Source organism: Lactiplantibacillus sp. 30.2.29, assembly GCF_018991255.1.
Lineage (GTDB): Bacteria > Bacillota > Bacilli > Lactobacillales > Lactobacillaceae > Lactiplantibacillus > Lactiplantibacillus pentosus.
Genome location: NZ_JAGYGU010000002.1, coordinates 36114 through 62590, shown reverse-complemented (window position 1 = coordinate 62590; position 26477 = coordinate 36114). Strand labels below are relative to the sequence as shown.

24 protein-coding genes are annotated in these 26477 nt (G+C 44.4%); 19 read left to right on the top strand and 5 right to left on the bottom strand.

All coding sequences use genetic code 11. The features are described from left to right. Nucleotides 1–24 precede the first annotated feature (24 nt). A complete protein-coding gene (locus tag KGF65_RS16955) occupies nucleotides 25–906 on the bottom strand; it encodes an MMPL family transporter (RefSeq protein ID WP_253954351.1) in 882 nt (293 codons plus the stop codon). A 150-nt stretch (nucleotides 907–1056) separates the two neighbouring features. Between KGF65_RS16955 and KGF65_RS01675 the strand changes: the two genes are divergently transcribed. The 3 genes from KGF65_RS01675 to KGF65_RS01665 all read left to right on the top strand — a co-directional run bounded on the left by KGF65_RS01675 (nucleotide 1057) and on the right by KGF65_RS01665 (nucleotide 3580). After that, complete coding sequence (locus KGF65_RS01675; RefSeq protein ID WP_216747977.1) at nucleotides 1057–1686, top strand: TMEM175 family protein; 630 nt, start codon at nucleotides 1057–1059, stop codon at nucleotides 1684–1686. Beyond that, the gene (locus KGF65_RS01670) at nucleotides 1686–1904 is read left to right on the top strand and encodes a hypothetical protein (RefSeq protein ID WP_003639318.1); all 219 of its coding nucleotides are present in this window, start codon (nucleotides 1686–1688) and stop codon (nucleotides 1902–1904) included. Before KGF65_RS01675 ends, KGF65_RS01670 begins: the two co-directional genes overlap by 1 nt. A 506-nt stretch (nucleotides 1905–2410) precedes the next feature. Next, nucleotides 2411–3580, top strand: coding sequence for an MFS transporter (locus KGF65_RS01665; RefSeq protein ID WP_101873118.1), 1170 nt, complete (start codon nucleotides 2411–2413; stop codon nucleotides 3578–3580). Between the two features lie 261 nt (nucleotides 3581–3841). Here KGF65_RS01665 and KGF65_RS01660 read toward each other — a convergent pair whose 3' ends face one another. From KGF65_RS01660 to KGF65_RS01650, 3 genes are all read right to left on the bottom strand, one after another. Beyond that, on the bottom strand, nucleotides 3842–4357 hold the full coding sequence (locus tag KGF65_RS01660) for a hypothetical protein (protein WP_253954352.1): 516 nt from the start codon (nucleotides 4355–4357) through the stop codon (nucleotides 3842–3844). 424 nt (nucleotides 4358–4781) lie between these two features. Continuing rightward, nucleotides 4782–5735: a linear amide C-N hydrolase gene (locus KGF65_RS01655; protein WP_101873119.1), complete on the bottom strand. Its 954-nt coding sequence runs from the start codon at nucleotides 5733–5735 to the stop codon at nucleotides 4782–4784. Nucleotides 5736–6346: 611 nt separating this feature from the next. Next, a complete protein-coding gene (locus KGF65_RS01650) occupies nucleotides 6347–7204 on the bottom strand; it encodes a LysR family transcriptional regulator (RefSeq protein WP_101873120.1) in 858 nt (285 codons plus the stop codon). A 132-nt stretch (nucleotides 7205–7336) separates the two neighbouring features. Between KGF65_RS01650 and KGF65_RS01645 the strand changes: the two genes are divergently transcribed. The 11 genes from KGF65_RS01645 (at nucleotide 7337) to KGF65_RS01595 (ending at nucleotide 16421) form a co-directional block, all read left to right on the top strand. Next, a complete protein-coding gene (locus KGF65_RS01645; RefSeq protein WP_101873121.1) occupies nucleotides 7337–8188 on the top strand; it encodes an aldo/keto reductase in 852 nt (283 codons plus the stop codon). Nucleotides 8189–8209: 21 nt separating this feature from the next. Continuing rightward, nucleotides 8210–9070: an aldo/keto reductase gene (locus KGF65_RS01640; protein WP_101873122.1), complete on the top strand. Its 861-nt coding sequence runs from the start codon at nucleotides 8210–8212 to the stop codon at nucleotides 9068–9070. Continuing rightward, the gene (locus tag KGF65_RS01635) at nucleotides 9063–9812 is read left to right on the top strand and encodes a S9 family peptidase (protein ID WP_158296975.1); all 750 of its coding nucleotides are present in this window, start codon (nucleotides 9063–9065) and stop codon (nucleotides 9810–9812) included. The genes KGF65_RS01640 and KGF65_RS01635 overlap by 8 nt, the downstream gene beginning before the upstream one ends. 15 nt (nucleotides 9813–9827) lie before the next feature. Beyond that, nucleotides 9828–10385: a DapH/DapD/GlmU-related protein gene (locus tag KGF65_RS17375; RefSeq protein ID WP_233756906.1), complete on the top strand. Its 558-nt coding sequence runs from the start codon at nucleotides 9828–9830 to the stop codon at nucleotides 10383–10385. Between the two features lie 19 nt (nucleotides 10386–10404). Then, complete coding sequence (locus tag KGF65_RS01625) at nucleotides 10405–11487, top strand: FAD-dependent monooxygenase (RefSeq protein ID WP_101873124.1); 1083 nt, start codon at nucleotides 10405–10407, stop codon at nucleotides 11485–11487. A gap of 16 nt (nucleotides 11488–11503) precedes the next feature. Then, entirely contained in the window at nucleotides 11504–11914 is a 411-nt protein-coding gene (locus KGF65_RS01620; RefSeq protein ID WP_216747931.1) for a hypothetical protein, read from the top strand. Nucleotides 11915–11962: 48 nt separating this feature from the next. Then, entirely contained in the window at nucleotides 11963–12421 is a 459-nt protein-coding gene (locus tag KGF65_RS01615) for a flavodoxin (RefSeq protein WP_101873126.1), read from the top strand. Nucleotides 12422–12425: 4 nt separating this feature from the next. Further along, nucleotides 12426–13142, top strand: a complete 717-nt coding sequence (locus KGF65_RS01610; protein ID WP_105924050.1) for an SDR family NAD(P)-dependent oxidoreductase — start codon at nucleotides 12426–12428, stop codon at nucleotides 13140–13142. Between the two features lie 116 nt (nucleotides 13143–13258). Then, on the top strand, nucleotides 13259–14230 hold the full coding sequence (locus tag KGF65_RS01605; protein WP_101873128.1) for an aldo/keto reductase: 972 nt from the start codon (nucleotides 13259–13261) through the stop codon (nucleotides 14228–14230). A gap of 333 nt (nucleotides 14231–14563) precedes the next feature. After that, complete coding sequence (locus tag KGF65_RS01600; RefSeq protein WP_003639329.1) at nucleotides 14564–15625, top strand: aspartate-semialdehyde dehydrogenase; 1062 nt, start codon at nucleotides 14564–14566, stop codon at nucleotides 15623–15625. 202 nt (nucleotides 15626–15827) lie between these two features. Next, complete coding sequence (locus KGF65_RS01595; protein ID WP_101873129.1) at nucleotides 15828–16421, top strand: type IV toxin-antitoxin system AbiEi family antitoxin domain-containing protein; 594 nt, start codon at nucleotides 15828–15830, stop codon at nucleotides 16419–16421. A 279-nt stretch (nucleotides 16422–16700) separates the two neighbouring features. Here KGF65_RS01595 and KGF65_RS01590 read toward each other — a convergent pair whose 3' ends face one another. After that, entirely contained in the window at nucleotides 16701–17936 is a 1236-nt protein-coding gene (locus KGF65_RS01590; protein WP_216747930.1) for an MFS transporter, read from the bottom strand. A gap of 568 nt (nucleotides 17937–18504) precedes the next feature. Between KGF65_RS01590 and KGF65_RS01585 the strand changes: the two genes are divergently transcribed. The 5 genes from KGF65_RS01585 (at nucleotide 18505) to KGF65_RS01565 (ending at nucleotide 25836) form a co-directional block, all read left to right on the top strand. After that, nucleotides 18505–19830, top strand: coding sequence for an iron reductase (locus KGF65_RS01585; protein ID WP_225083358.1), 1326 nt, complete (start codon nucleotides 18505–18507; stop codon nucleotides 19828–19830). A gap of 101 nt (nucleotides 19831–19931) precedes the next feature. After that, complete coding sequence (locus KGF65_RS01580) at nucleotides 19932–20849, top strand: esterase family protein (protein WP_158296977.1); 918 nt, start codon at nucleotides 19932–19934, stop codon at nucleotides 20847–20849. A 269-nt stretch (nucleotides 20850–21118) separates the two neighbouring features. Further along, on the top strand, nucleotides 21119–21784 hold the full coding sequence (locus KGF65_RS01575) for a flavodoxin (protein ID WP_181185362.1): 666 nt from the start codon (nucleotides 21119–21121) through the stop codon (nucleotides 21782–21784). 544 nt (nucleotides 21785–22328) lie between these two features. Beyond that, complete coding sequence (locus KGF65_RS01570; protein WP_105924054.1) at nucleotides 22329–24068, top strand: ABC transporter ATP-binding protein; 1740 nt, start codon at nucleotides 22329–22331, stop codon at nucleotides 24066–24068. Next, on the top strand, nucleotides 24055–25836 hold the full coding sequence (locus KGF65_RS01565) for an ABC transporter ATP-binding protein (protein ID WP_105924055.1): 1782 nt from the start codon (nucleotides 24055–24057) through the stop codon (nucleotides 25834–25836). Before KGF65_RS01570 ends, KGF65_RS01565 begins: the two co-directional genes overlap by 14 nt. Nucleotides 25837–26477 lie beyond the last annotated feature (641 nt).

Genomic DNA, 26477 nt, shown 5'->3' with positions numbered 1-26477 from the left:
GCTGGCTAGCGTGATGAAAGCTGTTCAGTGTGCGATCAGGGTGATCAGCATCAACGGAATAATCGTCAGTCCCCATTGCCGATAGTGGGTCGTTAAAATTTTGAGACCAACTGCTTCAGGTGTTTCATCCGCGGCCGACCGCCAGTATGCGCGCATGAAGGACCACGTCAAAATCGGGGTCAATAGCAGACTGACTAGCCCAGCTAGCCCCAAGGCACTCGCCGTGAGTGGCCAGTGCCACGCCAAATGACTGTTGGTAATGAAACTGACCGTGGTAATCAAGGTGACGGCCTGGCAGCCCAGGTTTAATAAAGGCACTAATAATGACTTAAAAATCAGGCCGAGTATCATCAGCGTGATGACCGTCCCAATCAGATAGACTACCAGTAAGGCGCGTCCTTGCCGTAACACGTGTTGCTGGTAGACCAGGTCAGAACTGGTCACACTAGTCGTCAGCCCGTCGGCAGCAATCGCGTTGTTTAGTTGGTTGGCAATGATCGGCAGGTCGGCCCGAGAAGTTTGGACCGCCGCTAAAGCGAGTTCGGTCGAGCCATCGTTGGACCGTAATAATTGGCGGTCATTGGTCATGCCAGTCGCGATGCGGAGCTGCACCAGCCCATACGTATCCGCTTTGCGATTCAACTTCGCTAACACTTTGGTGATTTGACGGTGTTGCGCTTTCGTCAACTTACCGTTGGGATTGCTGAAGACCAATGTTAGTGAACGGGTGTCCGCTAGTCCGTGGCCCCATTGCTGTTGGTATTTGGCAGTGGTACGTTGATTTTGTGGCATGGTTGTTTGTTCATTCACAAATGTGGTGATGTTTGGCAAAATCACAATACTTGCTAACACCACGATCCCCCAGAAAAATAAAAATAGCCATTTTGGTTTCAATAATTTTCGCATTCGTCTTGACGCCCCCACATCAATTACTTTTTGTTACGCTAATCTTACCATATCAGTCCTGAGATTAGCGGTTTTGTCGCCAGTTTGAAAAGTTAATTACAGTAATTAATTCAGAGTTATGATATCCTAAAACGCTGTGGGGGTGACGTTATCAAAACAGACCGTTTTCAGGCATTCAGCGATGGCATATTTGCGATTCTGATTACCATCTTAGTGTTGGAATTTCATATTCCAAATTATCAGCCCGGTCACTTGTTGCCAGCAATACTGGCACAGTGGCCATTAATGTTGTCGTACGTCTTTTCATATTTTTACGTCGGAACTTTGTGGCTGCTTCACCATGATTATTTCAATATGTTGCAACGCATCGACCGTAATTTGAATATGTTGAACTTATTGATGTTATTTAGCATTACGTTGATCGATTATCCGATGTCGTTAGTGGCGGATGCGTTAACCACTGGCAATCGCCAAGATATGCAGACAGCTTTTATCGTGTACGATTTGGTCGCGCTCTTTATTTCTGCGACCTTTTACCTGATGTATGCGTATTTGCATCACCATCAAGCCTTAAAAAAGCCGGGGGTCTCCATGGCTTTCTATACCGCAATCAAACTGGACCCGGTGCGTAGTGTAACAATCTACGCGTTAGCAATCATTGCGACGTTCTGGTCAGTCTGGCTTGGGGTGATTCTGCTGGCGAGCGGAATCATCTTTCACTTTGTCGCATATTTACGGATGAGTCATCAATTAGAGCAGGCGAAAGGAGGCACACAGTGATGGATTATTCCAGTTTATTAGGTCCTGACCGCTATGACTTGGCGGTCACGTTAGCCAAGCAGTACCATCTGGATCCCAGCCAAGTCTTGTTCGGCTACTTACAAGTGGTCAGCCAAGTCACGGGTGGAACGGATGCTGAACACGCCGACTTGCATGAACCAAAAGTCCGTGCAGCAATTAATCAAGAATTTGAGCATTTTTTGAAACGCCGTCATTGATCAGAACGCCACGATACCGCCTAGATTGGCGCGCATCGTGGCGTTTTTGCGCTGCGCTTATCGCTATGTGGAGGTGCGAGGAGACTATTTTTGGATAACTGACAAACGATTCCTTCAAGGCGGCGATATCCGCCGAGCAAGTTATAATCGCAATCATATTGGTTGGTGACGATGGCGAGCTGTTTGTGATAATGGCAGTGTTGACCAACCAATCGCGCAACTGATATCACGGTCGGACCTCGCAAGCAATCTGAAGTCTATAAAGAATGGAATCAGGGTGAGTAGCTGCGAGTTAAGAAAAGTAAATTCAGTTGTGATATACAGACGGAAAAAGATGGGTAAGTGGCTAATATTATAATTTGATTAGAATTCGATTTAATTTTATTGTGACTACATGCTAAAATAGCACTATTCACCCTTCCTGTCACCTCAGCCCCTCGGCGCATTTCTGATCAAGTTCAATGAACAGCATCATCAACAATTCAAAGCTAAAGTGAAGTGATTCAATGAAAAATATCTATGTCCTCCTTGCTGGAGAGTCGACATCGCAATTCGGTAATAATTTATTTGATATTGCGATTATGTGGTATCTGTATCGACTGACTGATAATTCAACGACGATTGGCCTGATTTCTGGGACATTCAATGCGTTAGTCGTGCTGAATGTCTTGACGGGATATTTAGCCGATCGGTTTCCTAAGACCAAAGTGATGATGACGATTGACGGGCTTCAAGCCATACTAATGGGCGTCGCCACTTATTTGTATTATGGCTTTGCACTTAATATTTGGACGCTGGTGGGGGTCGCGTTTATCGCTAAAATTCTGGGAACTGTTTTTGATCCGGCTGAGAATGCATTAATTCCGCAAATTGTCCCAGCTGACCAATTACAGCGCGTCAATAGTATGAATCAAGGCGTTAAGGTGTGCGCCCAATTAGTGGGGATGTTAGCTGGCGGTAGTCTAGTTGCGTTCGTCTCGCTAGCTGATTTCGTTTTGATCAATGGTCTGACGTTCTTGGTCTCGCTAGGTTGTATCGTGATTGTACATAAACGGGTGGGCCACGCCGAACAAGTGAGCGTCGAGCAGGTGCAAACCCGGGATTGGTATGCTGGCTTAGCTTACGTCTATCATAACCCGATGTTGCGAACGCTAATTTTACTAGCCGTAATCGTGAATATGGTGATTGGTCCCGTGCTAGGACTGAATATCATCTGGACGCGGGGAACCTTACATGCCAGTGCCGTCGTCTATAGCTTGGCACAAGCGCTGTTCATCATTGGGGTGGTGGCTGGCAGTATTCTGATCAATTTTGTTAAAACGACTTTTAAGACCAAGTTACTGCTGGCTTTGACGACGATGACGGTCGCGGTGACGTTCATGGTGTTGACGCACAGTATCGGTACCACCTTGATTGCCATGATGGTGATTGGCATGGCGGGTGGCTTTGTGAATGTGTCGCTATTCACTTTGATCCAATTGAAAACGCCCGGCGAATTATTAGGGCGGGTGAACGGTGCGATGATGTCTTGCACGAACATTTCAATGCCGATTGGTATCGCACTCGGCGGCGTCATAACCAGGTATGTCGGTATTGCGACCGTATTTATCATCGGCAGTGCGATTACTCTAGTGGCATTACTGGCGATGAGTCGGGTGACGCTCAACGAAGCTTGATTGGATAGTCTATTTCCAGCTCAATCAGCAAATTGGTCCATCATGTTGGTATTGCTCGAAGTACCTTAAGCAGGTGATGCGATTTAGTTACGCAGGTTGGGTTGGAAGGACTCAAGCAATGACGCAGTATGATCAATAAAAAAACACTAGTGGCCACAACATTCGGGCAAGTAAGAATGTTGTAACCACTAGTTTTTTTAGCCTTATATCGAGTTTTTGCGGTACTGATTCCTTATTCAAGCAATCAACGTAACCATGCCATCAATTCAAATCTCGTAAAGATTTAGCACTTAAAGCTTGAACATAACTCGACCGGCCAGAGCCGCTGAGCTGTTGATTAGTATCCAAAAAAATTTGCCCCGTCCATCGCTTGGACGTTTTGGTTGGTGGTCGCAGTATCACGCGATAGACGATTGGACAATTTTCGAGCGTGACCTGTTGATGAGATTGTCCCGTCGCTTTTAGATATCGCTTGCTCTCCGCTAATGTGTGCGTGTTTGAAAAAGTATAGTCATACCAAACAATGCCACTGAAGGGACCAGATTCTTCTTTAATTAGCTTGCTTCTTGGAATTTGATTGCCATCATGATTTTCTTTCAGCATTACCTCAAGTGTTGCCCGTGCCTTAGTCATCTCCATGCTAGATTTGACGGACACCCCAATTAAGAGGATACCAATAATGAGCAGAACAGAAATCGTCCAACTGAGAATTTTATGCTTTTTAAAAGAAGCGAACATGGGTAATAATTGCTTGTCCCAATGATTGATGAAATTCATTTTGTATCCCCCATTTTTAGCATATACAAAACGTAACATGGGTAATATCGCTTGTCACGAACTTATGAAATTTATACGCAGAATATTATCGCAAGTCAGTGAGCTTTTTTTGATTGAACATAACTAAATTTATACAAGTAGGGTCCGTCAACCGGTAGAAAAAGTGAGCATTGAAAAAATCCGCTCAATAAATGCGGAGCCTAAACTGTTTTCAAAAATTTATTTGATAATTTTTGGAGGCAAAATATTTTAACTGAAATTTTTTTGCAGCATCCCCACAAAAAGGTCTCTGGATCTATTTGCATGGTCATATTCTTTTATTAAATTCTTAAAATGAAAGCCACTAAAATAGTCATATGTGCGCCAGACCGTGCCTTGGAATCGCGCTCAATTTAAACAGGCGAAGACAGCGTATCGGCGAAAATCAGTCCGCTGGAAAGACATACGGTGTTTGCCAATCCGCGGCCATCTCCGGCGTTAAGGTCAAGTTTTGCTGACGACCAGTTGTGCGGGGAATGAAGTGGTAAGTGCGGGTCTCCAGCTGAATCAAGCAGCGATAATGGGTGTAATTATGACTAATTAGATTGCGCCTCTTTGCATCGTACGGCAGGCTGACTTCTTGCAGCCAACGAAAAATAGTCGCAGGCACTTGCTCAGATGAAAGTTGTGTCGTTCCCAATCGCCGCAACGCCATATGAATAAAGCGGTCAGTTGGAATCGGACCAGTCGGTAGGGGCTGCTGCGCCTGAATGACTTGTTGGGCAGCCTGCTGAGTTGCTGCGGTGATTTGAGTGCCGCTTAATCCTAAGTAGCGATTCAAACGACGCTGATGGTCAACCAGGATTGGCGTATTGGTCAACACGCCAGCTGGATTCGGTTGGGCAGTCAAGGCGCCACCAGTGGGTTCAATGACCACACTGGTCTGACGATCACTCAGGATCCAATGAAAGGGGTAGACCTCCCCAGTGTCGTCGCCCCAGGAAGCTCCAACGAGGTTGATCCGGGGCAGGTCGGCGATGACGGCAGCGACTGACGCGTGTTCACCTAACACCCAGTTGATAAAAGCTTGCGGGGTCAAGTTGATTTGACCGGAGACTGATTCAGTCGCGTAGTTGACCGCGTGTGGCAAGTATAGTTCGGCACAGGTTAAACCAGCTTCGTTGATTCCATCGGCCATCAAACAGCTACTAAAATGCTTGGGCAGGCGGCCACCACCAAGAATGGCATACTGGGTTGTTCGCTCAGTCGCTAAGCCAGTTGGCCACTGATAGTGCCGTGGCAAAAAAATCGGCCGCCAAGGTGTCGTTGTTGGAAAGTCCATCGTTCGGGCAAAGTAGTGTTGGTCGTCAGTATCAAGATAAGTTAAACTAGTGCACATGTGGCCGCCTCCTGATCAAGTTTTGGTGAATGTATGGTGTGAGTTAAGGTGTTCTGGATTGTGATTAAAACATGCAGTCCTCAGGTTCGAAGAGACCAGCTGAGAGCCACTAGAAATAATACGAGCTATCGTAAACCAGTACCATTATTGAATAAATAATAGAATTTTCGCAATGGTAGCGCTTTTAATCCTATACGAATATGCTCGGCGCCAGTTCACAAAAAACGACATTTAACAAAATAACTAATAAGATTAGGCTTTAGGGGATACAGCCAGTAAGGAAGCATTAAACCTTGCCAGGTCATCTAAAATAAAAAAACGTTATCAAATCCAAGCCTACTCGACAATTATATTCTCTTAGTGCTTTTCTTGTACCAACAATATTGGCTGCCTTACTGTTCTGATACGAAAGGTGACAGACAGCATCCGATTACAAGTCGACTTACCGTTGATAATATGGTATCGAGAATCATCTCAGCTGTAGTGTGACTGGGTTTCGGCTGTGGCTTGAGACAGCCTTTTTGCTTAGAACATTTACCTTTGTGACTTCGTTATGAACCATTGCCATGCGTTCATTAATGACCAAACAATCGTCGAAATTAAAGTAATATTTAGCTGATTGTTTGGTCATTAATTTGGTTAAATAACTCCCTGTATACTTTTTGCTTTTCTCTTAAACAGATCAGGTAATAATCCACATGACATTCCTCATCAAGAATAGAAACATTAATCTGATTCTTTAACACCAAACCACGCTTAATATCATAGCCAGAAACAAAACTTGGATAATTAGAATTATGAATGAGTTCGTTAAATGCGCCACGGTCGATTTGTAAAAGAAAATGGGAATCGGGTAGTTTTAGGTTACACATTTCTGCCCAAAACCCAGTCTGAGACAATCGAAGAATTGAAAGACCATTTAAATCTTTTAGATGAATATTCGGGTAAAACGTCAAAGGGTTGGATCGATGTAGTGAAATATAAAGATCCTCATGTCCAATTTTCTTTGAGTATATTGTGGGGTCCGTTGGCTTATGATGAACTACTGCCAATTGATAATCACCATCCTTGACCCGCCGAATAAAGTCCTTGTCGTCTGTCATACTGCTAGAAATTGTCATCCCAGAAAACACGTTATTAATAATTGAATTTAATACTCGCTGTGGTAGAGGTGCACAGTAGCCCACTGAAATAGTGTGTAAGCTTCGATGATATGACTTAACTTGCTCGATAAGGTCTTCATCGGTTTTGATGACTTGCTGGGCACGTTCTGCCATGAAACGACCAGTCTGATTCAACTCTAACCGGTTGGAGCTCCGAATAAAAATCTTGATACCAAGCTCGTCTTCTATTTTTTTCATTGAACGTGTAAGCGCTGGTTGAGAAGTGTGCAACTTCTTAGCTGCTAAAGAGAGTGTTCCCAAGTTTGCGAAAGCAACCAGTTGTTCCAATAAATGAATTTCAAGCACGTATCCTCGTTCCTTTCTATAACAATTAGATATAGTGAATTGACTAATTGGTATTGTACAGATTGATAATATCACCTTAATATTAGGATATCAATAAAATACAATATCAGATATGGATAGGAGCGCAAGGTTATGGAACAAATTAAATTGAGCAATGGTGTACAAATTCCTAGATTAGGTTTAGGAACCTTTATGGTACGTCCTGAGGATACTAAAGCTGCCGTATACACTGCAATAAAAGATGGTTACCGCCTTATTGATACAGCGAACGGATACAATAATGAAAAAGAAGTTGGCGAAGGCATTCAACAAGCTATCAACGACAATATCGTCAAGCGTGAAGATATTTTTCTTTCAACTAAAATTTGGCCCACATTTTATGAGAACGTAAATGCGGTTGATGAAACGCTGAAGAGACTGGGGGTCGATTATGTCGATTTGCTCTTCATCCATCAGCCATCAGGAAATTTTGTTGCTGGTTATCAGTTGATTGAAAAAGCCTATCACGATGGTAAAGCTAAATCATTGGGCATTTCCAACATGCACGATGAAAAACTCGACAAGTTGTTATCAAAGGCAGAAGTTAAGCCACATGTTATTCAGCTCGAAGCTCATCCTTACGACACAGAAGACGAAATCATGGGGAAACTTTCTCAGTATGATACCAAGTTAATGGGGTGGTATCCGCTTGGTCATGGTGATTCTGAGCTATTCAAAGAACCTACTTTTGTTGCCCTAGCAGATAAATACCACAAGAGCGTACCTCAAGTTATTCTACGCTGGCATATTCAAATGGGGTTCATTACCATTCCTGGATCAAAGAATCCGGATCATATTCGCGATAATTTCAACATTTTCGACTTTAGTCTAACTGACGCCGAGATGAAAGAAATTAGTAAGTTGGATGGCACTAAAAAATATTACCAGCCTGATAATGCAACTGAGGAGAAATATGCAGAAATGCACTTACCATTTGAAAAATAAATTTATTTGGAGGAAACAATAATGACAAAATTTGATTACGTCACACTTAATAATGGCTTGAAAATGCCCAAAATTGGGTTTGGTGTCTTCCAAATCCCAGATGCTGGACAAGCACAACAGGCAGTAAGTGATGCTTTAGAAGTTGGCTACCGAATGATTGATACGGCTGCTTCGTACTTTAATGAGTCTGCGGTGGGAGCCGCAATTGCTGCCAGCAATATCGACCGTAAAGATATTTTTGTAACGTCAAAATTGTGGGTCCAGGATTATGGCTACGATAATACATTAAAAGCGTTTGACGTTTCGATGAACAAATTGGGCTTAGATTATCTTGATCTATATCTGATGCATAAGCCGTATGGTGACTACATGGGTTCTTGGCGTGCACTGGAACGACTTTATAAGGAAGGTCGAATTAAGGCCATTGGTGTTACAAGCTTTTGGAATGAACGCTTAGCTGATCTAATCAATTTCAGCGAAGTCAAACCGGCTATCAACCAAATTGAAACCAATGTCTGGTGGCAACAATGGTCCTCACAAAAATTCATGGAAGAGCAAGAGATTCAGCCTGAGGCATGGGCACCCTTTGCAGAAGGCAATAATGACATCTTTAACAATCCGACAGTTAAAAAAATTGCTGAAAAGCATCAAAAAACCACTGGTCAGGTCATGCTTCGCTGGTTAATCCAACGTAATTTCGTTGTTATTCCAAAATCTATCCATAAGGAAAGAATGCGGGAGAATATTGATATCTTCGATTTCTGCTTAGATGAAGCTGATATGGCCCAAATCAAGTCTTTAGATACCGGGAAGAGTACAGTTTATGACGAAATGGATCCAAAAATTGCGATGTCGATTGGACAAGTCAAAATTCATGACTAACAACTCAAGCAAACAAGTCATTTGGACGAAAAATCGACGTGGCCAAAATATATACGGAGAATTATATTTACCCTCGAACCCTTCTCCCGCCCCATTGGTCATTTATTCTCATGGATATGGCTATACAATGCCATTTATAGATAGCCACGCACTAGTTGAGTCAGGAATTGCAACTTTTGAATTTGATTTTTGTGGTGGGTCACCAGAATCAAGGAGTGATGGTTCCTCAATAGACATGTCGGTAATGACTGAAGCAGATGATTTAGATGCTGTTCTTAATAAGTTGCAATCGCATCCGGCTATCGACCGGAATAAGATATACCTTTCAGGTGGTAGTCAGGGTGGCTTTGTTTCAATCGTAATTGGTGTTCGCCGCCAGAAAGATATCCAAGGAATGATTTTGTATTGTCCAGCATTAGTGATTGGTGACTTTGAACAATATGAACTTCATGGAGCAAGAATGCCTGAGCGTTACCGCTTTGGAAACATGATAGTAGGTAAACGCTATGTTGATGATCTTAAGAACTATGATGTTTATGCTGAAATGAAAAAGTTTACAAAGTCTGTTCTCTATTATCAGGGCAGTGCTGATGAAATGGTGCCAATAACTTACGCTTATCATGCTGAGAAATCATTTCCAAACGTACAACTTAAAGTGATTCCAGGTGCAAGTCATATGCTGACTTTTGGTCACGAAACGGAACTTTTTGAAGAGATGAAACAATTCATTTTGAACGAATAAAGAAAGGTGTTTGCTGTGGAAAAAAGGATTAATCAACTTGAACAGAGTGAATCAAATCACATTAGGCAAAACGAGATTAAAGAAAGTGCGGAATTATGTTGGAAGATTAATACCACCAATCCCAACTCTGAGAAGATTCCTCAATTATTAAACCAACTATTCTCGGGTGATTTTGGCGATCAAAGTCGTATACAACCACCACTACACGTTCTTGACGGTAAAGAAGTTCAGATTGGCAAGAATGTGAGCATTGGGTTTAACGTAACGATGATGTCTGCGGGAAAAATTACGATTGAAGACAATGTTAAACTCGCTGCCAATGTCCAATTGCTGACTAATAATCATGATTATTACAATCGCGAAATATTGGTTTGCAAACCAATCGTCATTAAAAATAATGCATGGCTGGGTGCTGGTGTGACCGTATTGCCAGGTGTGATAATCGGCGAGAATGCGGTTGTTGGTGCTGGAGCAGTCGTTACACGAGACGTAGCAGCAAATACGGTGGTTGCAGGAATTCCTGCCCACAAACTATCAGAGATTACACACCCAGAAAGGATCATTCAAGGTTAAAAGTAAAGGAGAACCAATTATGTCACAGATAAAAACGGCAATCGTTGTAGGTGGTTCCTTGGCGGGTATGATGATGGCTCTAGCACTTGCAAAAACTGGCATAAAAGTAACGGTTCTCGAACGGCACTCTGCAAGTGAACGTCGCGGTGCAGTGCTTTCAGTTCACTCTGGAGCAATTAATCAGTCGGCACTCGCCCATGAATTACGCGCAATCGCAGCTGGTGACGGCCGCGGGATTGAATCATGGCGAATGATTCACCAACGCCTGCAAAATATGGCACACAATACCCCTAATATCGACGTTCATTTTAATGAGGTTGTTCAAGAAGTTGGAGAGAATGGTGGCCACGCGTACGCACAGACCAATCAAGGCAATTATCAAGCAGAGATTTTGGTTGGTGCGGATGGGGGCAGCAGTTTAGTTCGCAAATATGTCAATCCACAACAGCCCAATGCCATATTTGCTGGGTATCAGCTGTGGGTTGCAATCGTAGAGGAAGAATTAGTACCCAAAAATTTGTGGCCTGGTAAACGTTATTCGGATTTTCAGGAGTTTGATGGTGCAGATGATGACTTTCTTTTTGCGATGATAGTTCCTGGCATGGATGGTTCACGTGAGGTTGGCCATCGCCAGATTGGCTTGGCCTGGTATGACAATGGATCCAATGATGTGCTCTACCAATCAGGCGCGGTGCAGAACAATCACGTTTTGCACACTTTAAATACTCGCAGTATTCCACAAGAGATTCGTATGCAACTGATTGGGCGAGCCCAAAAATACTTTCCACCATTATTTGCGAAAGCAATTCAAGTTGCAATCGAAAGGGAATATTTAGTCGCCACGCCCATTAGTGAATATGTTGCTTCTAAAATGTCTCGAGGTCGAGTGACCATTGTTGGCGATGCGGCGCATGCGTTAACACCAATGACGGGTAAAGGCTTTAATTCTTCTCTAGATGATGCGGCAACCTTGGGTGGATTAATTTCGAAATATGATGATGCTAATCAGTTGCTCCAAAAATTTGAAGACTTGCGCCTACCAATCGATACCGAAATCGTTCGCTCCGGTCAATCCTTCAGTCAAAGTTATGGACGTGAATAGGAGGAAAGGCACTTTGATGAATATTCAAAATTTAGTTAAACAATTAAATAGCTTAACACGGGCGTTAGGAACATTACAGGTCGTCGCAGTTCAAAAAGATCCGAACGTCCTTCTAAAAGAGGTCAATCGGGCCAAGCACCTCATTTCACAACAATTAGCATTTTTCGTGTCAGATCCTGCCGCGGAGAAAGATAAACGTGAAGATTCAGACAGTCAGTTAGGTGCCTTGTTGATCGAGTTTATTAAAGAATTACGAAAGGCCCAGCAATTGTACGATCAAATGATTGATGACAAAAAATATGATGCCGAAAAAGAACAATTCCTTGTCTTTCAACATCAAATCAAACATCTCTTTTGGCATTTTCAAGGTTATCTAAATTATGCTTCAGATATTGATCAGAGTGGTGAACAACTCTTCGTACCTTAATCGGTAATGCTGCTGATAAGATATTTATGAAAGGACATTTTTTAGTAAATGAAAAAAACATTAATTGCTTATTATAGCCTAACCGGTACAACCAAAACTTTGGCTGGAAAAATACACAAACATTTTCCTGATTCTGATTTATATGAGATTACGGTTTCTGATGATGTTTATCCGACAGACATGTATGAAATCGCTGACGTCGATGAACGCATCAAGCAAAAGAAAACTTGGCCAAAGATTTCGCAACTACCAGACGTTCAACAATATACAAAGATTATTATTGGGGGACCGGTATGGGGTGATAACGTCCCCAGCCCAATCATCTCGTTTCTAAATGAAATTCAAAACTATCAAGGTAATATTGATGAATTTCACACTGATGTAGGCCAAATCCGTCATTATGAGGACAATTTCAGAAGATATCTTGGAAATCTGAAGGTGGACGCTTTCTTCGATGCTAATTCAGATAGTCTAGATTATTGGTTTGAGCAGCAAACTGCGAGGTAAGACCATGACAAAAATCTTTATTACGGGTTCATCCACTGGTCTGGGTGCCCTGGTCGCAAAAGATTTGATTGCTAATGGTAATCAGGTTTATCTTCACGCGCGAAATGAGCAGCGGGCGCAAGATGCTTTAAATGTAAATCCACAGGCAAAGGGAGTTGTTACCGGTGACTTATCCGACTTAGATTCAGTAAAAAGCATTGCTAATCAACTGAACGGTATCGGTACTTTTGACGTCATTATCCAAAACGCCGGCGTTTATTCAGAAGACAGCACATTGACTGCTCGAGTTAATGTTGAAGCGCCATATCTACTAACCAATTTACTTAACAAACCGAAGCGAATTATTTTTATTACTTCCGGAATGCACATTGGCGCACCGCTTGATATTGAACACCTAGAAAGTGACCTTTCATACTCTGGATCTAAGCTGGCCGTAATGATTCTAACTGAATACTTTGCTCGTATTTGGCCGAAAGTAATCACTAATGCTGTTGATCCTGGCTGGGTACCAACTCGGATGGGTGGCCCTGCTGCAAATGATGATCTGCATGGTGGCTATTCAAGTCAGCTTTGGCTGGCAACAAGTAATGATTTTCGCGCGCTAAAAAGTGGAGATTGTTACTATCATTTGAGACACGAAAATTACGATTCACGTGCAAATAGTACACAGATACAAACAGAACTAGTTGCCAAACTAAACGAATTAACTCAACCAAAATAAATTGCATCAATGTTATCTCTGACTCGTATCAATTAGACTTAGGACTGATTAAGCCTATTGCCCATGTTGTGAACTCATTATTAAAATTGACCGACGACTAGAAAGGACGCAGTAAAATGCAAAAACGAATTTTAGGACAAAATCTGAGTGTCTCTGCTATCGGCTATGGCGCCATGGGGTTATCGCATGCTTATGGTACCGCGGTTGAAAAAAATGAAGCAATCAAAATTATTCGGACCGCCTTCGAACAGGGTTATACGCTCTTTGATACTGCCGCACTTTATGTTGGCCAGTATGCAGATGGCGCGACTGCCATCAATGAAGCCTTGGTCGGCGAGGCAATCAAACCATTTCGGGACCAGATTGTTCTAGCCACAAAGGGCGGAGCAGAATTTCATGACTCAAAATTAGTTATTGATGGAAGTCCAGAAGGGTTACGAAAATCAGTTGAAAATAGTTTACGACAGCTGGACGTGGAAACAATCGATCTCTATTATCAACACATGCCTGATCCAAACGTTGCCCCCGAAGTTGTTGCAGATTTGATGGGACAACTAATTAAAGAAGGTAAAATCAAACACTGGGGTATCTCTAATGCAGGCGTCGATTATATTAAACGTGCTGATGATGTCACCAAAGTAACTGCTGTCCAGGATCGCTTCTCAATGCTAGCGCGTCGTAAGAGTGAAGGGCTGTTTCCTACTCTGGAAAAACGGCAGATTGGCTTTGTCGCCTATTCTCCTTTGGCAAGTGGATTTTTGACCAACCAAGATAGACCTAAAATTGACCAGCATAACAAATTAGATTTCAGAGGTAATATGCATCAATTTACTGAAGTTGGTACGGACGAAGCACAGGCAATCTCCAGCCTGGTAACTCAGTTGGCTGATGAAAAGCAAGCTTCACCGGCTCAAATTTCCCTAGCATGGGTTTTAAAACAACGACCATGGATTGTCCCAATTCCCGGAACTAGTAAGGAAAAGCGGTTAATTGAAAACGCTGATGCTGTGAACATTCAATTAAGTGATGATGAAATCAAGCAGATGAATCGCCTTCTTGATAAAGTCAATTATGATCAATTTGACTAGTGATTGGCGCACTACATCGCTGGACAAACTAGAAACACAATTTATGAACAAAGACTAAAAGGCCTGGGATTTTTTGAATGAGCAAGTGAAAAATTAACTAACCCAAGATGTGTTACATCTAGTATACGCCAAAAGCGGACATCGAACAGGCCAGTGTTTATTGGCATGCTAGCATTGGAAACGCTACCTGCAAGAATTGGTTACTCCGGTCACTAATGGTGATGCTGCTGCAATTGACCAAGTAACTGCGCCGGTTCGTAAACTCATTGTTTTCTAATTTTTACAAACGTGCTATAATGAGGTTTCAATAACTATCAAAGCGAGGTCTTCATAGTGAGTGGATATAACGTCGCGATTGTCGGTGCAACTGGTGCAGTTGGCGCGCGGATGATCAAAATGGTGGAACAGACGAGTTTACCTGTCAATTCAGTTAAACTTTTGGCATCAAGTCGTTCAGCCGGGAAACAATTACAGTTCAATGGTCAAGCCTTAACTGTCGAAGAGACCGTCCCTGAATCATTCGAAGGAATCGATTTAGCCCTCTTCTCAGCGGGTGGCTCAGTATCTAAGAAGTTTGCCCCTGAAGCAGTCAAACGGGGTGCCGTAGTTGTTGACAATACGAGTGCCTTCCGGATGGATCCTAAGATTCCATTGGTTGTTCCTGAAGTTAACCCTGAAGCATTGAAGCTTCATCATGGAATCGTGGCTAACCCGAACTGCTCAACCATCCAAATGGTCGTTGCTTTGGAACCAGTGCGTCAAGCATTTGGGCTGAAGCGGGTCATCGTTTCAACTTACCAAGCCGTTGGTGGTGCCGGTAACCGGGCCTTGAAGGAATTGCATGATGAAACCGAAGCCTACTTAAAGGGTGAAGAGATGGAAGCCCATATCTTACCTGTTGCGGGCGACAAGAAGCATTATCCAATCGCCTTCAATGCGTTACCACAAATTGACGTGTTTGAAGAAGATGGCTACACCCATGAAGAATGGAAGATGATCCATGAAACCAAAAAGATCATGTGTGGCGGCGACATGGACAGTAAGGATATCAAAGTAACCGCAACTTGTGTGCGGATTCCAGTGCCAGTTAGTCACTCCGAATCAGTTTACTTTGAAGTTGAAGATCCTAAGGCAACCGTCAAGGGCATTCAAGATGCTTTGGCAGCTGCACCAGGGGTGGTCTTACAAGATGACCCCGATCATCAAATCTATCCACAAGCACATAATGCGGAAGGTTCCAAGGACACATTTGTCGGCCGGGTTCGTCCTGACCAAGAAACGCCACAAGCTTTCCATATGTGGAACGTTTCTGACAACCTCTTAAAAGGGGCTGCCTGGAACTCAGTTCAGATTGCGGAAACGATGGATAAGATGGGCTTATTGCACGTGCAATAGTCTCAGATGAGTCATGACTTGATTGGCTCGAATTATAAAACGACTTCTCAATTAAGATTGAGGGGTCGTTTTTTTTGGTACGATTGATTTTGTTGGAGAATTTCGAGTATTTACATCTCCAGATTGTGGACGCATAATTGTTCCATTTACAAATTAGTTTGTGGTAAAGTAATGTGTAAATGGAACATTTGGGGGTGAGTGCATGACTTTATATAATCAGGCAAAAGTCTTATTGCATAAATACAACGGAACATTCACAAGACGTCAGGCAATCTCAGAAGGAATTGCGACGCCATCATTAAGCCGAATGGTTGAACAGGAATTAATTGAGCGAGTTGGGCCAGGAATATACGCTGACCCTATGTCGTTTGAAGATGAGTTTTTAATCGCACAACTACGCTTGAGTAGAGGAATTTTTTGCAAAGAAACGGCTTTGTATCTGCATAATATGACTGATCGAACGCCCAATTTTATGGAAATGACTTTTCCAAAAGGATATAAGTCAAATTATTTTGATGAATTAAGAATTAAACCGTATCGGCAAATTGATGCGCTTTACGGTATGGGAATTACAACTATCGAAACGCCTTATGGCAATCAGGTCCGAGTCTATGATATTGAGCGGACTTTGTGTGACATTATTCGACCACCGCATGTTGCTCAGGATGAAGTTGTTCGTCAAGCAATGCAAGGCTATGTACAACGACCTGAAAAGGATTTCAATCGATTAATGAAATATGCGAAAAACTTAAAAGTTGATGCGAAAATCAAGACTTACATGAGTGTATTAGGATGAAAAATAGATTTACGGCTCCCATACAGACGAAGCTAGCTGTGACGCGGTGACTTCAACTTCTGTAAAGTACCGAATCGAACGTGGTGCAGCAGTTTACAGAAAAAACAAGTCTCGCTATCAATCACCACTGACCTTCTTCCAAGCGATGTTAAATCAGTTCTAAAACGACGGTTCAAACCAGGCATACAGGATATGCCAAGTTTGAACCGTCGTTTTAGATTATTCAAATCCGTGAAGTAAAAAATCGTGTCAGCTGTTTTCGGCTCCCAGCCACCTTCCTTAACTAGCGAGATCATCCGCTTGCGGCTGCTTGACGAATAGCGCGCCGATGCCGATTAGCAGAAAGCAGATGTCGGTGAGATAAGCTGCGTTGGGGGCAACGACGTTATAGAGCAAGACCAAGCCGATACTGCCAAGTGGCACGGCAATCGTGACGAGTGAGCTCAACGCCCCCGTGACCGTACCAATCATCGTTTGGTCAGTGGTGGCAATGATTTGTGCCGTCAGTTTAGGGTTCAACTGTCCCAGACAAAAGGCAGAGAAACACATCCCAGCAAGTAAAAGCCAATAATTCTGGCCGACGATAAAATTAATGAACAGCACTAAAATCGTAGCCGTCGTGGTGACCATGATGGTTCTGTAGGATAAATGATCCAGAAATTGGGACTTGGCGAGACTACCGATGACCGAACCAGCAATGAAGCCGATATTGACTAGCAAAATTTCAACACTGAATGGCAAGGCCGTCAGATGCGGATGGTTGAGAATGAATAAGTTGATCAGCGCGTCGATGCTGGCCGCCACCCCGTTTACGATGATAACCGAGGTCAGCAGGCTAATAATATTCATCCCAGAGGAGTGTTGCAGAATCGTGATGACCTGGTGACGCAGATCTGAGGCGCGTCGTTTTTGCGGGTGGGCGGAAATTCGGACGTCAATCGTCCGGTGACCAATCATCAAAATGCCGGCAGCGACTAAGAATGTCAGGGCATTGATATAGCCTGCGAGCGCGTAGTCATGCGTTGCGGCAATGATGGTGATTCCCAGCGACTGTCCAACTGGCTGTAGTAGGGTAGTCACACTTTGATTTAACCCTAATACTTGCTGGCGACGCTCATCCGGAATTTTTTCTTTCAGAATTGGCAGGCGGAGACTCGAACTGTAGATGCCCAGGCAATCTGAGACGATGTTAATGAGAACCACGACCAGAAATAAAATGAAGGTTCGGCGGGTAATGATTAAGCCGAGCAACACGTAAAGCGCGGCCTGAACGAACTTCGCCCCGATGAGAAACCGACTCTTGTTCAGAGAGTAGTCTGCGAACCGGCCGATGATGACTGCCAACATGCCAGGGACAATCGACCCCAGTGAGACGATTGAGACCAGGGCAGTTGGATGTTGGAAGCTTTTGGCATAGGTCAGTAAGATGATGTTGAAAATACTGATGCCGAGCGTCTCTGCCAGGTTAGCGCCGGTGATGGTGAGATTGGCCTTGTTCGTGATGAGATTTTTCATATATGTATCAGCGTCCTTTTGAAATGTGATTTCAGCATATTACCGATGGTGAAGCGAATTAGAAAATTTGACTAAATTGCCTAGGTGAAAATCGGAACTAGATTAGTGTGACCTGGTGTACTGGAAAAGATGGGTTGATTAATTATAATACAGTTATAATTAATCGTCTATTTTTAATTCTAATCTAATTTTTCGATTTGAATTGATCTTCTGATTTTGAGTGGAAGTGTAGGAGATCTACTTGCAGTGCCAATGAATAGGGCTAAGGCTCACTGAGAGCACGGCAAGTCAAATCAGAAAATAAAGTATGTTGCTTGCAAAACAAAATAAGTAGCATTCATTGTCTGACAAATCGTCTGTCAGCTGTCGAAAATAAAAAATTAGACTTGCCTTGGAGTTCACATCAAGGTATATCGTTAGACACATTATTTGTCTCAGTTACGATGGCTCATAAATCGTAATGACTGCGTGTCAACGTATGAATGCAGCACCAGGTCTGACTAAATGGGACTTGGTTTGCTTATGACGAGGTGATTATCATTTCCATTGATATGGTGCTGCTAACACAATGGCCGCAATGATTGGAGGAAAATTGATGCTCAAACGATACCCTGTTGCACTGTATGCGGTCTGGCTAGTTATTTTAATTGTCATTCCGCTTCCACTGATATGGTCACTTGATGTGCAACTGTTAGATACTAGTCGAAATTTGTTAATTTATGACGCCGGAGCAGTCGCCTATACGTGGTGGTTAACGATTGTTGCATTGTCTGTTCGACCGCGTTGGCTAGACCGACTTATTGGACTGCCTGCGATGTATTTTGTTCATGGCCTGGTCGGAGTACTCGCACTAATTCTAGCAACAGTTCATGTTCAGCTTGCATTTACGATGCATGATATTATTCGCATCACGGGTAGGTGGGCATGGTATTTGGCTATTTTTGGCATTCTATACGCAATGTTTTTCATGTCGGGGTGGATTGTCGATCGATTAGTGCCAGTACAGCGACTCAAGAATAAGCTGCAATTTTTCTTTAAGCATCAGTTATCGGTATGGATTCACCGGTTGAATTTCGTGATGATTGGTTTGATTTGGCTTCATGTTCACGTTATTCCGCGCGTCAATGCCTTGCATCCATTTATCCTGATATTTGATTTATATACTGTGGTGGCACTAGGCCTATACGCTTGGTACAAGTTCGTCGCTTCCGCTTCAGAAAGTCGCAAGGGAAAACTGATTGCAAATAAAATGATTAATGCTCGTGTTCGTCAGTTGACGGTTGAATTAACAGGGGCAGTCAACATGTTTCGTCCAGGTGATTTTTACTTTCTGAGTTTTCCCGCTGTCAGAGGGCTGAGCAAAGAAGCCCATCCGTTCTCTGTGACTACCGTGCCTAATAAAGCTCACACAGTTGTTTTTACCATTCAAACAAGCGGTGATTTTACGGAGAACTTAGGCTTAGCTTCTCCAGGTGACCCGGTTCGCCTTGAGGGGCCATTTGGTCGCTTTGACAAAATTCTTTCTCACGATGACCCTCAGCAGCCGCTAATTCTGTATGGTATGGGAACCGGATTAGCCCCATTACTTAGTTTAGCCGACGCCTATGCTTCGGTACGCCCAGTTCATTTATTGTGGACCGTGCGTCCGGGAGATGCGCAGATATTTGATCAACAATTCGAGACGTTATTGGCTCGTCATCCCCAAATAAAATTGAATCGGCACGTTCATCGATTTGAGCCCAAGGACCTTCAGAGGCTGCTATCTAAGAAAGAAATTCAGTCTGGACGATTTGTGGTTGTTGGAAATGCCAGTGGCGTTTTACAGATTGAAAAAATGTTTGTTGCGTTGGGTGTGGGTCGAAGCCAGCTAACAGATGAACGATTGACGATGTAGCCCGTATTGATCTGAATGGATGGGAGTGAACCTTAATGCGTATCCGCTTATTTCAAGTCATAGTCGTACTCATTATTTTGATTGGAGGAGGCGTTTGCTATATGAGATATACCCAGCAAGCTCAGTTTGAAAAACAGTCGGTTAATAAAGGTAATACATCATCACAATCTGAAAAACGAATGGTCGTACCACCCAAGCGATATTTGCAACAAGCCTCTCGTGATCAACGCGGTTCAGTGAAAAAAGTGACTTATCAGACGACAGCACAACATGTTCAGTATTCGAAACAGGCACTCGTCTACTTGCCGGCAGATTATCGACAGGATCGTCAAAAGCCATACGATGTCTTATATCTTATGCACGGTTGGAACATGTCCGCTTCGGATTTTTTAGGCGAAACTGGTACCAATCAAATGACAAGATGGAAATTGATGCTTGATCATGCGATTGCTGAAAAGCGAATTAAGCCACTCATAGTTGTGGCACCGACTTATTATCAGGACCGGACAAAGATAACATCAGATTGGGACGATGACCTCCCGTTGAATCGACGATTTGCGACGCAGGAATTAACCAACGACCTGATGCCAGTGATTGCCAGTCAGTTTCATACCTATGCGACTGGCACACAGCCATCACAATTGCAACAAGCCCGCGATCATCAAGCATTTGCCGGCTTTTCAATGGGAAGTGCAACGACGTGGTTTGTTTTTCAATATGATTTAAAATTTTTTAGATACTTTATGCCGATGTCAGGGCCAAATGCCAGTGATGCTGCAGTCATGGCTAAGTCTGTGAAGTCAGCAGGGCTTAATCAAGATGATTTCTTTATTGCGGCCTCAGTTGGTGGTGCAGATAGTACCAAGTATGCGATGAAGCCCACAATTAAATCGTTGTGGCGGCAATCAGTTTTTACAAAAGATAATTTATGGTACCGTGAAGACCAGCATGGTGGGCACGATGAACAATCTTTTACGAATCAATCGTATAACGCTTTGCCTTTGCTGTTTAAACAATAGCGGGGGGGGCGCGACGATTTAGATTGGATACTTGTTGCGGGGCTTGCGAGACAAGCAAGAAGATTCAAATGGGATGCAATAACGAGATAAAGTGAAGTACCGATTGGGTTTCCAGTCGGTATTTTGCTGTGGAATGAAACAATTCAATACTGATTCCTTTTTCGCCAGTTGATAGCGGAAATCAAATAAAATGGTTGCCTTTGTCTGGAGGCCAACCTGTAAAATCTGAATCAAGTCAATTGCTTATGGTTAGGAAGGAGTTACAAGTTATGAGGAAAAGAATTGTTGTTTTTGTCATTGCAATCGTAGCCGTAGTCGCTGTGCTAGTCGGTTATAATGTCTTTCAGCGGACGCAATCAAAAGATTCAGCTGGGATATCGCAGGTGTCCCGGACTAATCAGGGAAAATCAAAACAAAGGCCCAAGAAGAATGGAAAAGTTTTAATTGTCTATTTTTCGCGGAAAAAAGGCGTTTCGGATGGACCATTGAAAATCGGACATACTAAGGTGGTTGCTGATTTTATCCAGCAGCGAACTGGTGCGGATGAATATGAAATCAAGGCTGCCAATCCATATCCAAAATCTTTTAAGGCCACTGCAGATCGTGCACAGCAGGAACAAACCGATGATGCACGTCCGAAAATCAAAAACAAATTACCGAATGTCAAAAAATACGATACTGTGTTTCTCGGTGCACCAGTGTGGTGGAGCGAGTATCCAATGATTGTCCGCACATTTATGGATGCTGTGGATCTCAACGGTAAAAACGTTGTGCCGTTCACAACTCATAAAGGTTCTGGGATGGGGAGTGCACAAAATCAAGTTGAGAAGCAATATCCAGATGCTAATGTGTTGGAAGGAATTGGTATTGAAGGTGAACAGGCTGAAAATTCTCAGAAAGAAGTTGACCAATGGCTCAGTAAGATAGGCTATTAGGTGGCTCTTTGCACTCAGCAAGGATGAATCACAAAACGATTGAGCGTTAAAAAAATGGTATGTGGAAATTCTGGAAATAATCACGGTTTCAGACGTAGATTGCCGGCTTAAATCTGTCAACCACATTCCGGCCATTGCCAAGAATGCCTGGAAGCCGGTGTAGGTGGGCTTGCTTATCACTGCGCATTTACGGTCACTTATCTTCCTAAGCTGGTTGTTTTTGAACTTAGAAACTGACGCCCTTCAAACATCTATAATGCTAATAATAACCAGAACAACGCGTGGTTTGATGTTTCTTAGCATTGTGTGAGACCTCAATTGATAAAACATCTCAAACTGTTCACAAAATCTTCACAAAATTAGCGCGTCTAAAACGTGATTGCACCGCAACTCAGCGGCAATGCAATCGTTTCCGAGGCCAATGGTTGCCGAGCGCACACTTTTAGCCTAAGATAGTAAGTAATAATTTAAAACGTGTCACGGAACCCGAATCCTAATTAGGCGTCGGGCATCCGTGACCTTTTTTTCGAGGAAGTGATGGTTTGTGTTCCACATTGTGATGCAACATATCCATGGTCGCGCGCGCTGGGCGTTTTTCTTAGCACCGCTGATCATGTTGGGGGAAGTCTTTTGCGACTTGCAACAACCAACCTTGATGTCAGAAATCATTGACCAAGGTTTATCTAAGGGGGATTTGAATTTTGTCATCAGCCACGCGGGATTGATGCTCCTATTCGCCGTCCTGGGTTTGATCTTTGGCGGTGCGTGTGGGGCACTCGGTAGCTACGCTTCATTAAAAATGGGGGAAGCACTGCGGAGCCATCTGTTGACGGTGGCCTTAAACGACCGCCAAGCCGGCTCCTTACCACCCGCCACACTGATTACGCGGATTACCAACGATGTGACTCAGATGCAGAATTTAGTCATGATGGTCACGCGGGGATTGGTTCGTTCACCAATGCTGTTGATTGGTGGGGTCGTCATGTCGATTATCGTGTGTCCAGATTTAGCCCCAATTTTGTTCGTGGTCATGCCGATTCTGGTGGTGTTTTTGTTGATCATCGTGCGCTTGAGCGTGCCTAAGTATACGGCGATGCAACAGTCCGTTGATCATATCAACCAAATCATGCGTGAAAATCTGCAAGGGGCCAAGACCATCAAGTCGTACGTTCTGGAAGACCATCAACACGCCGATTTTACGACCAGCAACCAACATCTTCAACAAACCAGTCAAACTGCGGCGATGGCCACGGTACTCTTGTCACCAGTCATTCAGTTGATGCTGAATCTCGGTGTGGTCGTCGCGCTCGGCTATGGTGGACAACTGGCAATCAGCGATACGATCAGTAACGGCCAAATTATTGCGTTCGTCAACTACATGATTCAAATCACGAGCGCCATGATTCAGACGGTCAACATCATCACGGCGTTCTCACGGGCGATTACCAGTGCAACGCGGGTCCAGGCAGTGTTAGATATGGCTGCCTTTCAGGTTGCACCTGCCCAAGTGGCCGCAGTGGCTGATTTGAAACCGCATGGCAGCCAAATCGAATTCGACCAGGTGTCGTTTGGCTATCAACAGAGTCGCCCAATTTTGGACCATGTCTCGTTTACCGTTCCCGATGGTCAGTGGTTAGGTATCATTGGCGCAACGGGGGCTGGTAAAAGCACGCTGATCAATTTATTGACGCGTCGTTTTGATGATTACCACGGCACGATCAAAATTGGTGGAGTGGATATCCAGCAGATGCCGCTTTCAACTGTGCACGCCGCCGTGGCTGTCGCGCTCCAGGACTCATTACTGTTCTCAGGCACCGTCCGTAGTAATCTGACTTATGGCCACCCTGATGCCACGGACGACGAGTTAACCAATGCGACGGCTATCGCGGATGCGCAACCATTTATCGCACAATTGCCGGCTAAGTATGACGCGCCGGTTGAGCAGGCTGGTAAAAACTTCTCAGGTGGCCAACGTCAGCGATTGAATCTCGCACGGGCAATTGTCCCGGCGACCGACATTTTAGTTTTAGACGATGCCACCAGTGCGGTTGACCAGACGACCAATGCGGCCATCAAGTCCCGGTTGCGTGAACAACGAGCGGACAAGACGACCCTGATTATTTCGCAGCGGGTCACCAATGTTATCGACTGTGATCAGATTCTCGTGCTCAATAATGGCCGTTTGGAAGCCATTGGCACGCACGCGGAACTGATGCAACAGTCCGCATTTTACCGGCAATTAGTCACGACTCAGTTAGGAGGTGCGGCAGATGCAAATGCATAGACGTGGGCCACGAAACATTCATCCAGAAAAAGTCCAGTTAACTAACTGGCGTGCAACGTTGGCGCGGATGTGGCAGTATCTAGCCGCCTTCAAGGGCCGGTTGTTCCTGGTCTTCCTCTTCACGATTGTGACCACCGCAGCCACGATTATTGGTAACCGGGTCAACGGGATCGTGATCGACCAATATATTAGTAAAAATCGTCTACGCGCCCTCATGTTGGTTTGTGCTGGCTTGATCGCCATGTACCTGATCAGCAATGTCTTTACCTACTTTCAAAATTCCGTGATTATTAAGGTCGCGCAACGAACGAGTGCCCAGATTCGGCAAGATGTGTTTACCAATCTGCAACGGTTACCGATGCGCTACTTTGACCGTCACGACAATGGGGACGTGATGAGTCGGCTGACCAATGATGTTGATAACATCAATACGGCCTTGATGGAAACGTTCGTGCAACTCTTTACTGGGATTATCAGTGTGATTGGGATGGGCATCGCGATGCTGATTTTATCGCCGCTCTTGACGCTGATTGCGCTGTTGAGTACGGTCGCCACCTATTTCTTCTCAAAAGGAATCGCCAAGTTGACCCAACGAGCGTTCATGACCCAGCAACAAGCCTTAGGGTCGCTGAACACCCAAATCGAGGAGTCGGTTTCTGGCAAACAACTCGTGCAGCTTTTTGACCATACTGAAGCGACTATGCAGACGTTTGACCAAGTTAACGCGACTTATACCCGTGCCGCATTTCGTGCCCAGGCCTTGTCGTCAGTGATTGGGCCGTTCAATAACATGACCAATAATATCGCCTACTTATTGATTACTGCGATTGGCGCCTTATCGATTATTGGCGGCTATGGCCACATCACGGTCGGCATCATTTTCACGTTTCTGATTTATTTAAGGAATTTCACCGGCCCAATCAACAACGTGTTGAACTTAATTAACACCTTGCAATTATCACTGGCGAGTGCTGAGCGGGTCTTCGAATTGATCGATGAACCCCAAGAGCAGGATCAACCCGGTGCCGTGGCATTACCACAGGCAACCGGCCACGTGACGTTTGACCACGTCTCATTCGCTTATGATGAACGGCCAATCTTGAAGGATGTTAACTTGGTCGCCAACCCAGGCGAAGTCGTCGCCTTAGTTGGGCCGACTGGCGCTGGTAAAACGACGATCATGAACCTGTTGACGAATCTGTACCCCTTAAAAGCGGGGCGGGTCTTGCTAGATGGACAAGATGTGACGACGATTCGCCGCGCAGATTTACGTCGCCAGGTTACCGTCGTGCAACAGGAGTCGTTCTTATTCACAATGTCGATTCGCGAAAACATTCGTTTGGGACGTCCCGACGCGAGTGACGCTGAAGTCGTGCAGGCGGCCCAGCGTGCCCACGCCGACCCGTTTATTCGCCAACTGCCGGATGGCTACGAGACCATCCTCAGTGAAAACGCGAGTCAGCTGTCGCAGGGTCAACGCCAACTCCTCAGTATTGCACGGGCTTTCATCACGGAAGCGCCCGTCCTGGTACTAGATGAAGCGACGGCGTCCATTGATAGCCAGACTGAAGCGGACGTACAGGCGGCAATGGCTGCACTGATGCGTGATAAGACCAGCTTCGTGATTGCCCACCGCCTATCCACGATTCAATCGGCCGACCAGATTTTAGTCATTAATGATGGTCGCGTCATTGAACGGGGCACGCACCAACAACTCCTGGCCGCAAATGGGTTCTATGCACAGCTGTACCAGAGTCAGTTCGAGTAATACCTGCTTAAAATAGAACGCGTCATACCAGCACTCGTTATGGGCGGTGCACCGGTATGACGCGTTTACTGGTAATGACGCATTGTGCTAATTATTCTTTAGCATTAAAGCTGATTAAATCATGCCAGGTTGGATTCCTGTTCGTCAGCCGATGCGCGTCTTAGTCCGACTTCCGGGGCCGGCTGACAACGCTGGAACAGGGCGGACATCGATTTGAACTCACGCAGAAAATCACTGCGCAATTTCAAATACGAGTCTTCTTCTAGCCCGGGGACCCCACCCGGACAAGAAGAATTTCGCCCTTGAGCATTGTCAGCCAGCCCCTCCAGTCGGGAAGCCGCTCGAATGGCGGATGAACGGCCACCTATCTGGGTACACTTGGCCGCTGAATATTAGGAGACAGGTCCTTCGAGCAAACTTTGAATTGGCAATAAAACTCATCTGGAATTTGCAGGTCAAGATTTTGTTGAGCGAATCTAATCGAAACTGCCTTGTTGGTAGATGACAGGATTACTAATTTGAAAACGTATCGAGTAAGGGATAATAATCTAGACACTCCTGTACTGACGGCACTAGACGATTGCCTAATGATTAAGAAAAAGTTTCGACAAAACAAATCTGACAGTCAGATAACCGCTGTA

Bases quoted from the DNA above. Each gene is read 5' to 3' on its own strand.
- KGF65_RS01575 (WP_181185362.1), top strand. From the start codon at position 21,119: ATGAGGAAAAGAATTGTTGTTTTTGTCATTGCAATCGTAGCCGTAGTC.
- KGF65_RS01595 (WP_101873129.1), top strand. From the start codon at position 15,828: ATGACTTTATATAATCAGGCAAAAGTCTTATTGCATAAATACAACGGA.
- KGF65_RS01625 (WP_101873124.1), top strand. From the start codon at position 10,405: ATGTCACAGATAAAAACGGCAATCGTTGTAGGTGGTTCCTTGGCGGGT.
- KGF65_RS01605 (WP_101873128.1), top strand. From the start codon at position 13,259: ATGCAAAAACGAATTTTAGGACAAAATCTGAGTGTCTCTGCTATCGGC.
- KGF65_RS16955 (WP_253954351.1), bottom strand. From the start codon at position 906: ATGCGAAAATTATTGAAACCAAAATGGCTATTTTTATTTTTCTGGGGG.
- KGF65_RS01640 (WP_101873122.1), top strand. From the start codon at position 8,210: ATGACAAAATTTGATTACGTCACACTTAATAATGGCTTGAAAATGCCC.
- KGF65_RS01590 (WP_216747930.1), bottom strand. From the start codon at position 17,936: ATGAAAAATCTCATCACGAACAAGGCCAATCTCACCATCACCGGCGCT.
- KGF65_RS01585 (WP_225083358.1), top strand. From the start codon at position 18,505: ATGGCCGCAATGATTGGAGGAAAATTGATGCTCAAACGATACCCTGTT.
- KGF65_RS01565 (WP_105924055.1), top strand. From the start codon at position 24,055: ATGCAAATGCATAGACGTGGGCCACGAAACATTCATCCAGAAAAAGTC.
- KGF65_RS01665 (WP_101873118.1), top strand. From the start codon at position 2,411: ATGAAAAATATCTATGTCCTCCTTGCTGGAGAGTCGACATCGCAATTC.
- KGF65_RS01580 (WP_158296977.1), top strand. From the start codon at position 19,932: ATGAGATATACCCAGCAAGCTCAGTTTGAAAAACAGTCGGTTAATAAA.
- KGF65_RS01620 (WP_216747931.1), top strand. From the start codon at position 11,504: ATGAATATTCAAAATTTAGTTAAACAATTAAATAGCTTAACACGGGCG.
- KGF65_RS01635 (WP_158296975.1), top strand. From the start codon at position 9,063: ATGACTAACAACTCAAGCAAACAAGTCATTTGGACGAAAAATCGACGT.
- KGF65_RS01660 (WP_253954352.1), bottom strand. From the start codon at position 4,357: ATGAATTTCATCAATCATTGGGACAAGCAATTATTACCCATGTTCGCT.
- KGF65_RS01670 (WP_003639318.1), top strand. From the start codon at position 1,686: ATGGATTATTCCAGTTTATTAGGTCCTGACCGCTATGACTTGGCGGTC.
- KGF65_RS01645 (WP_101873121.1), top strand. From the start codon at position 7,337: ATGGAACAAATTAAATTGAGCAATGGTGTACAAATTCCTAGATTAGGT.
- KGF65_RS01615 (WP_101873126.1), top strand. From the start codon at position 11,963: ATGAAAAAAACATTAATTGCTTATTATAGCCTAACCGGTACAACCAAA.
- KGF65_RS01610 (WP_105924050.1), top strand. From the start codon at position 12,426: ATGACAAAAATCTTTATTACGGGTTCATCCACTGGTCTGGGTGCCCTG.
- KGF65_RS01655 (WP_101873119.1), bottom strand. From the start codon at position 5,735: ATGTGCACTAGTTTAACTTATCTTGATACTGACGACCAACACTACTTT.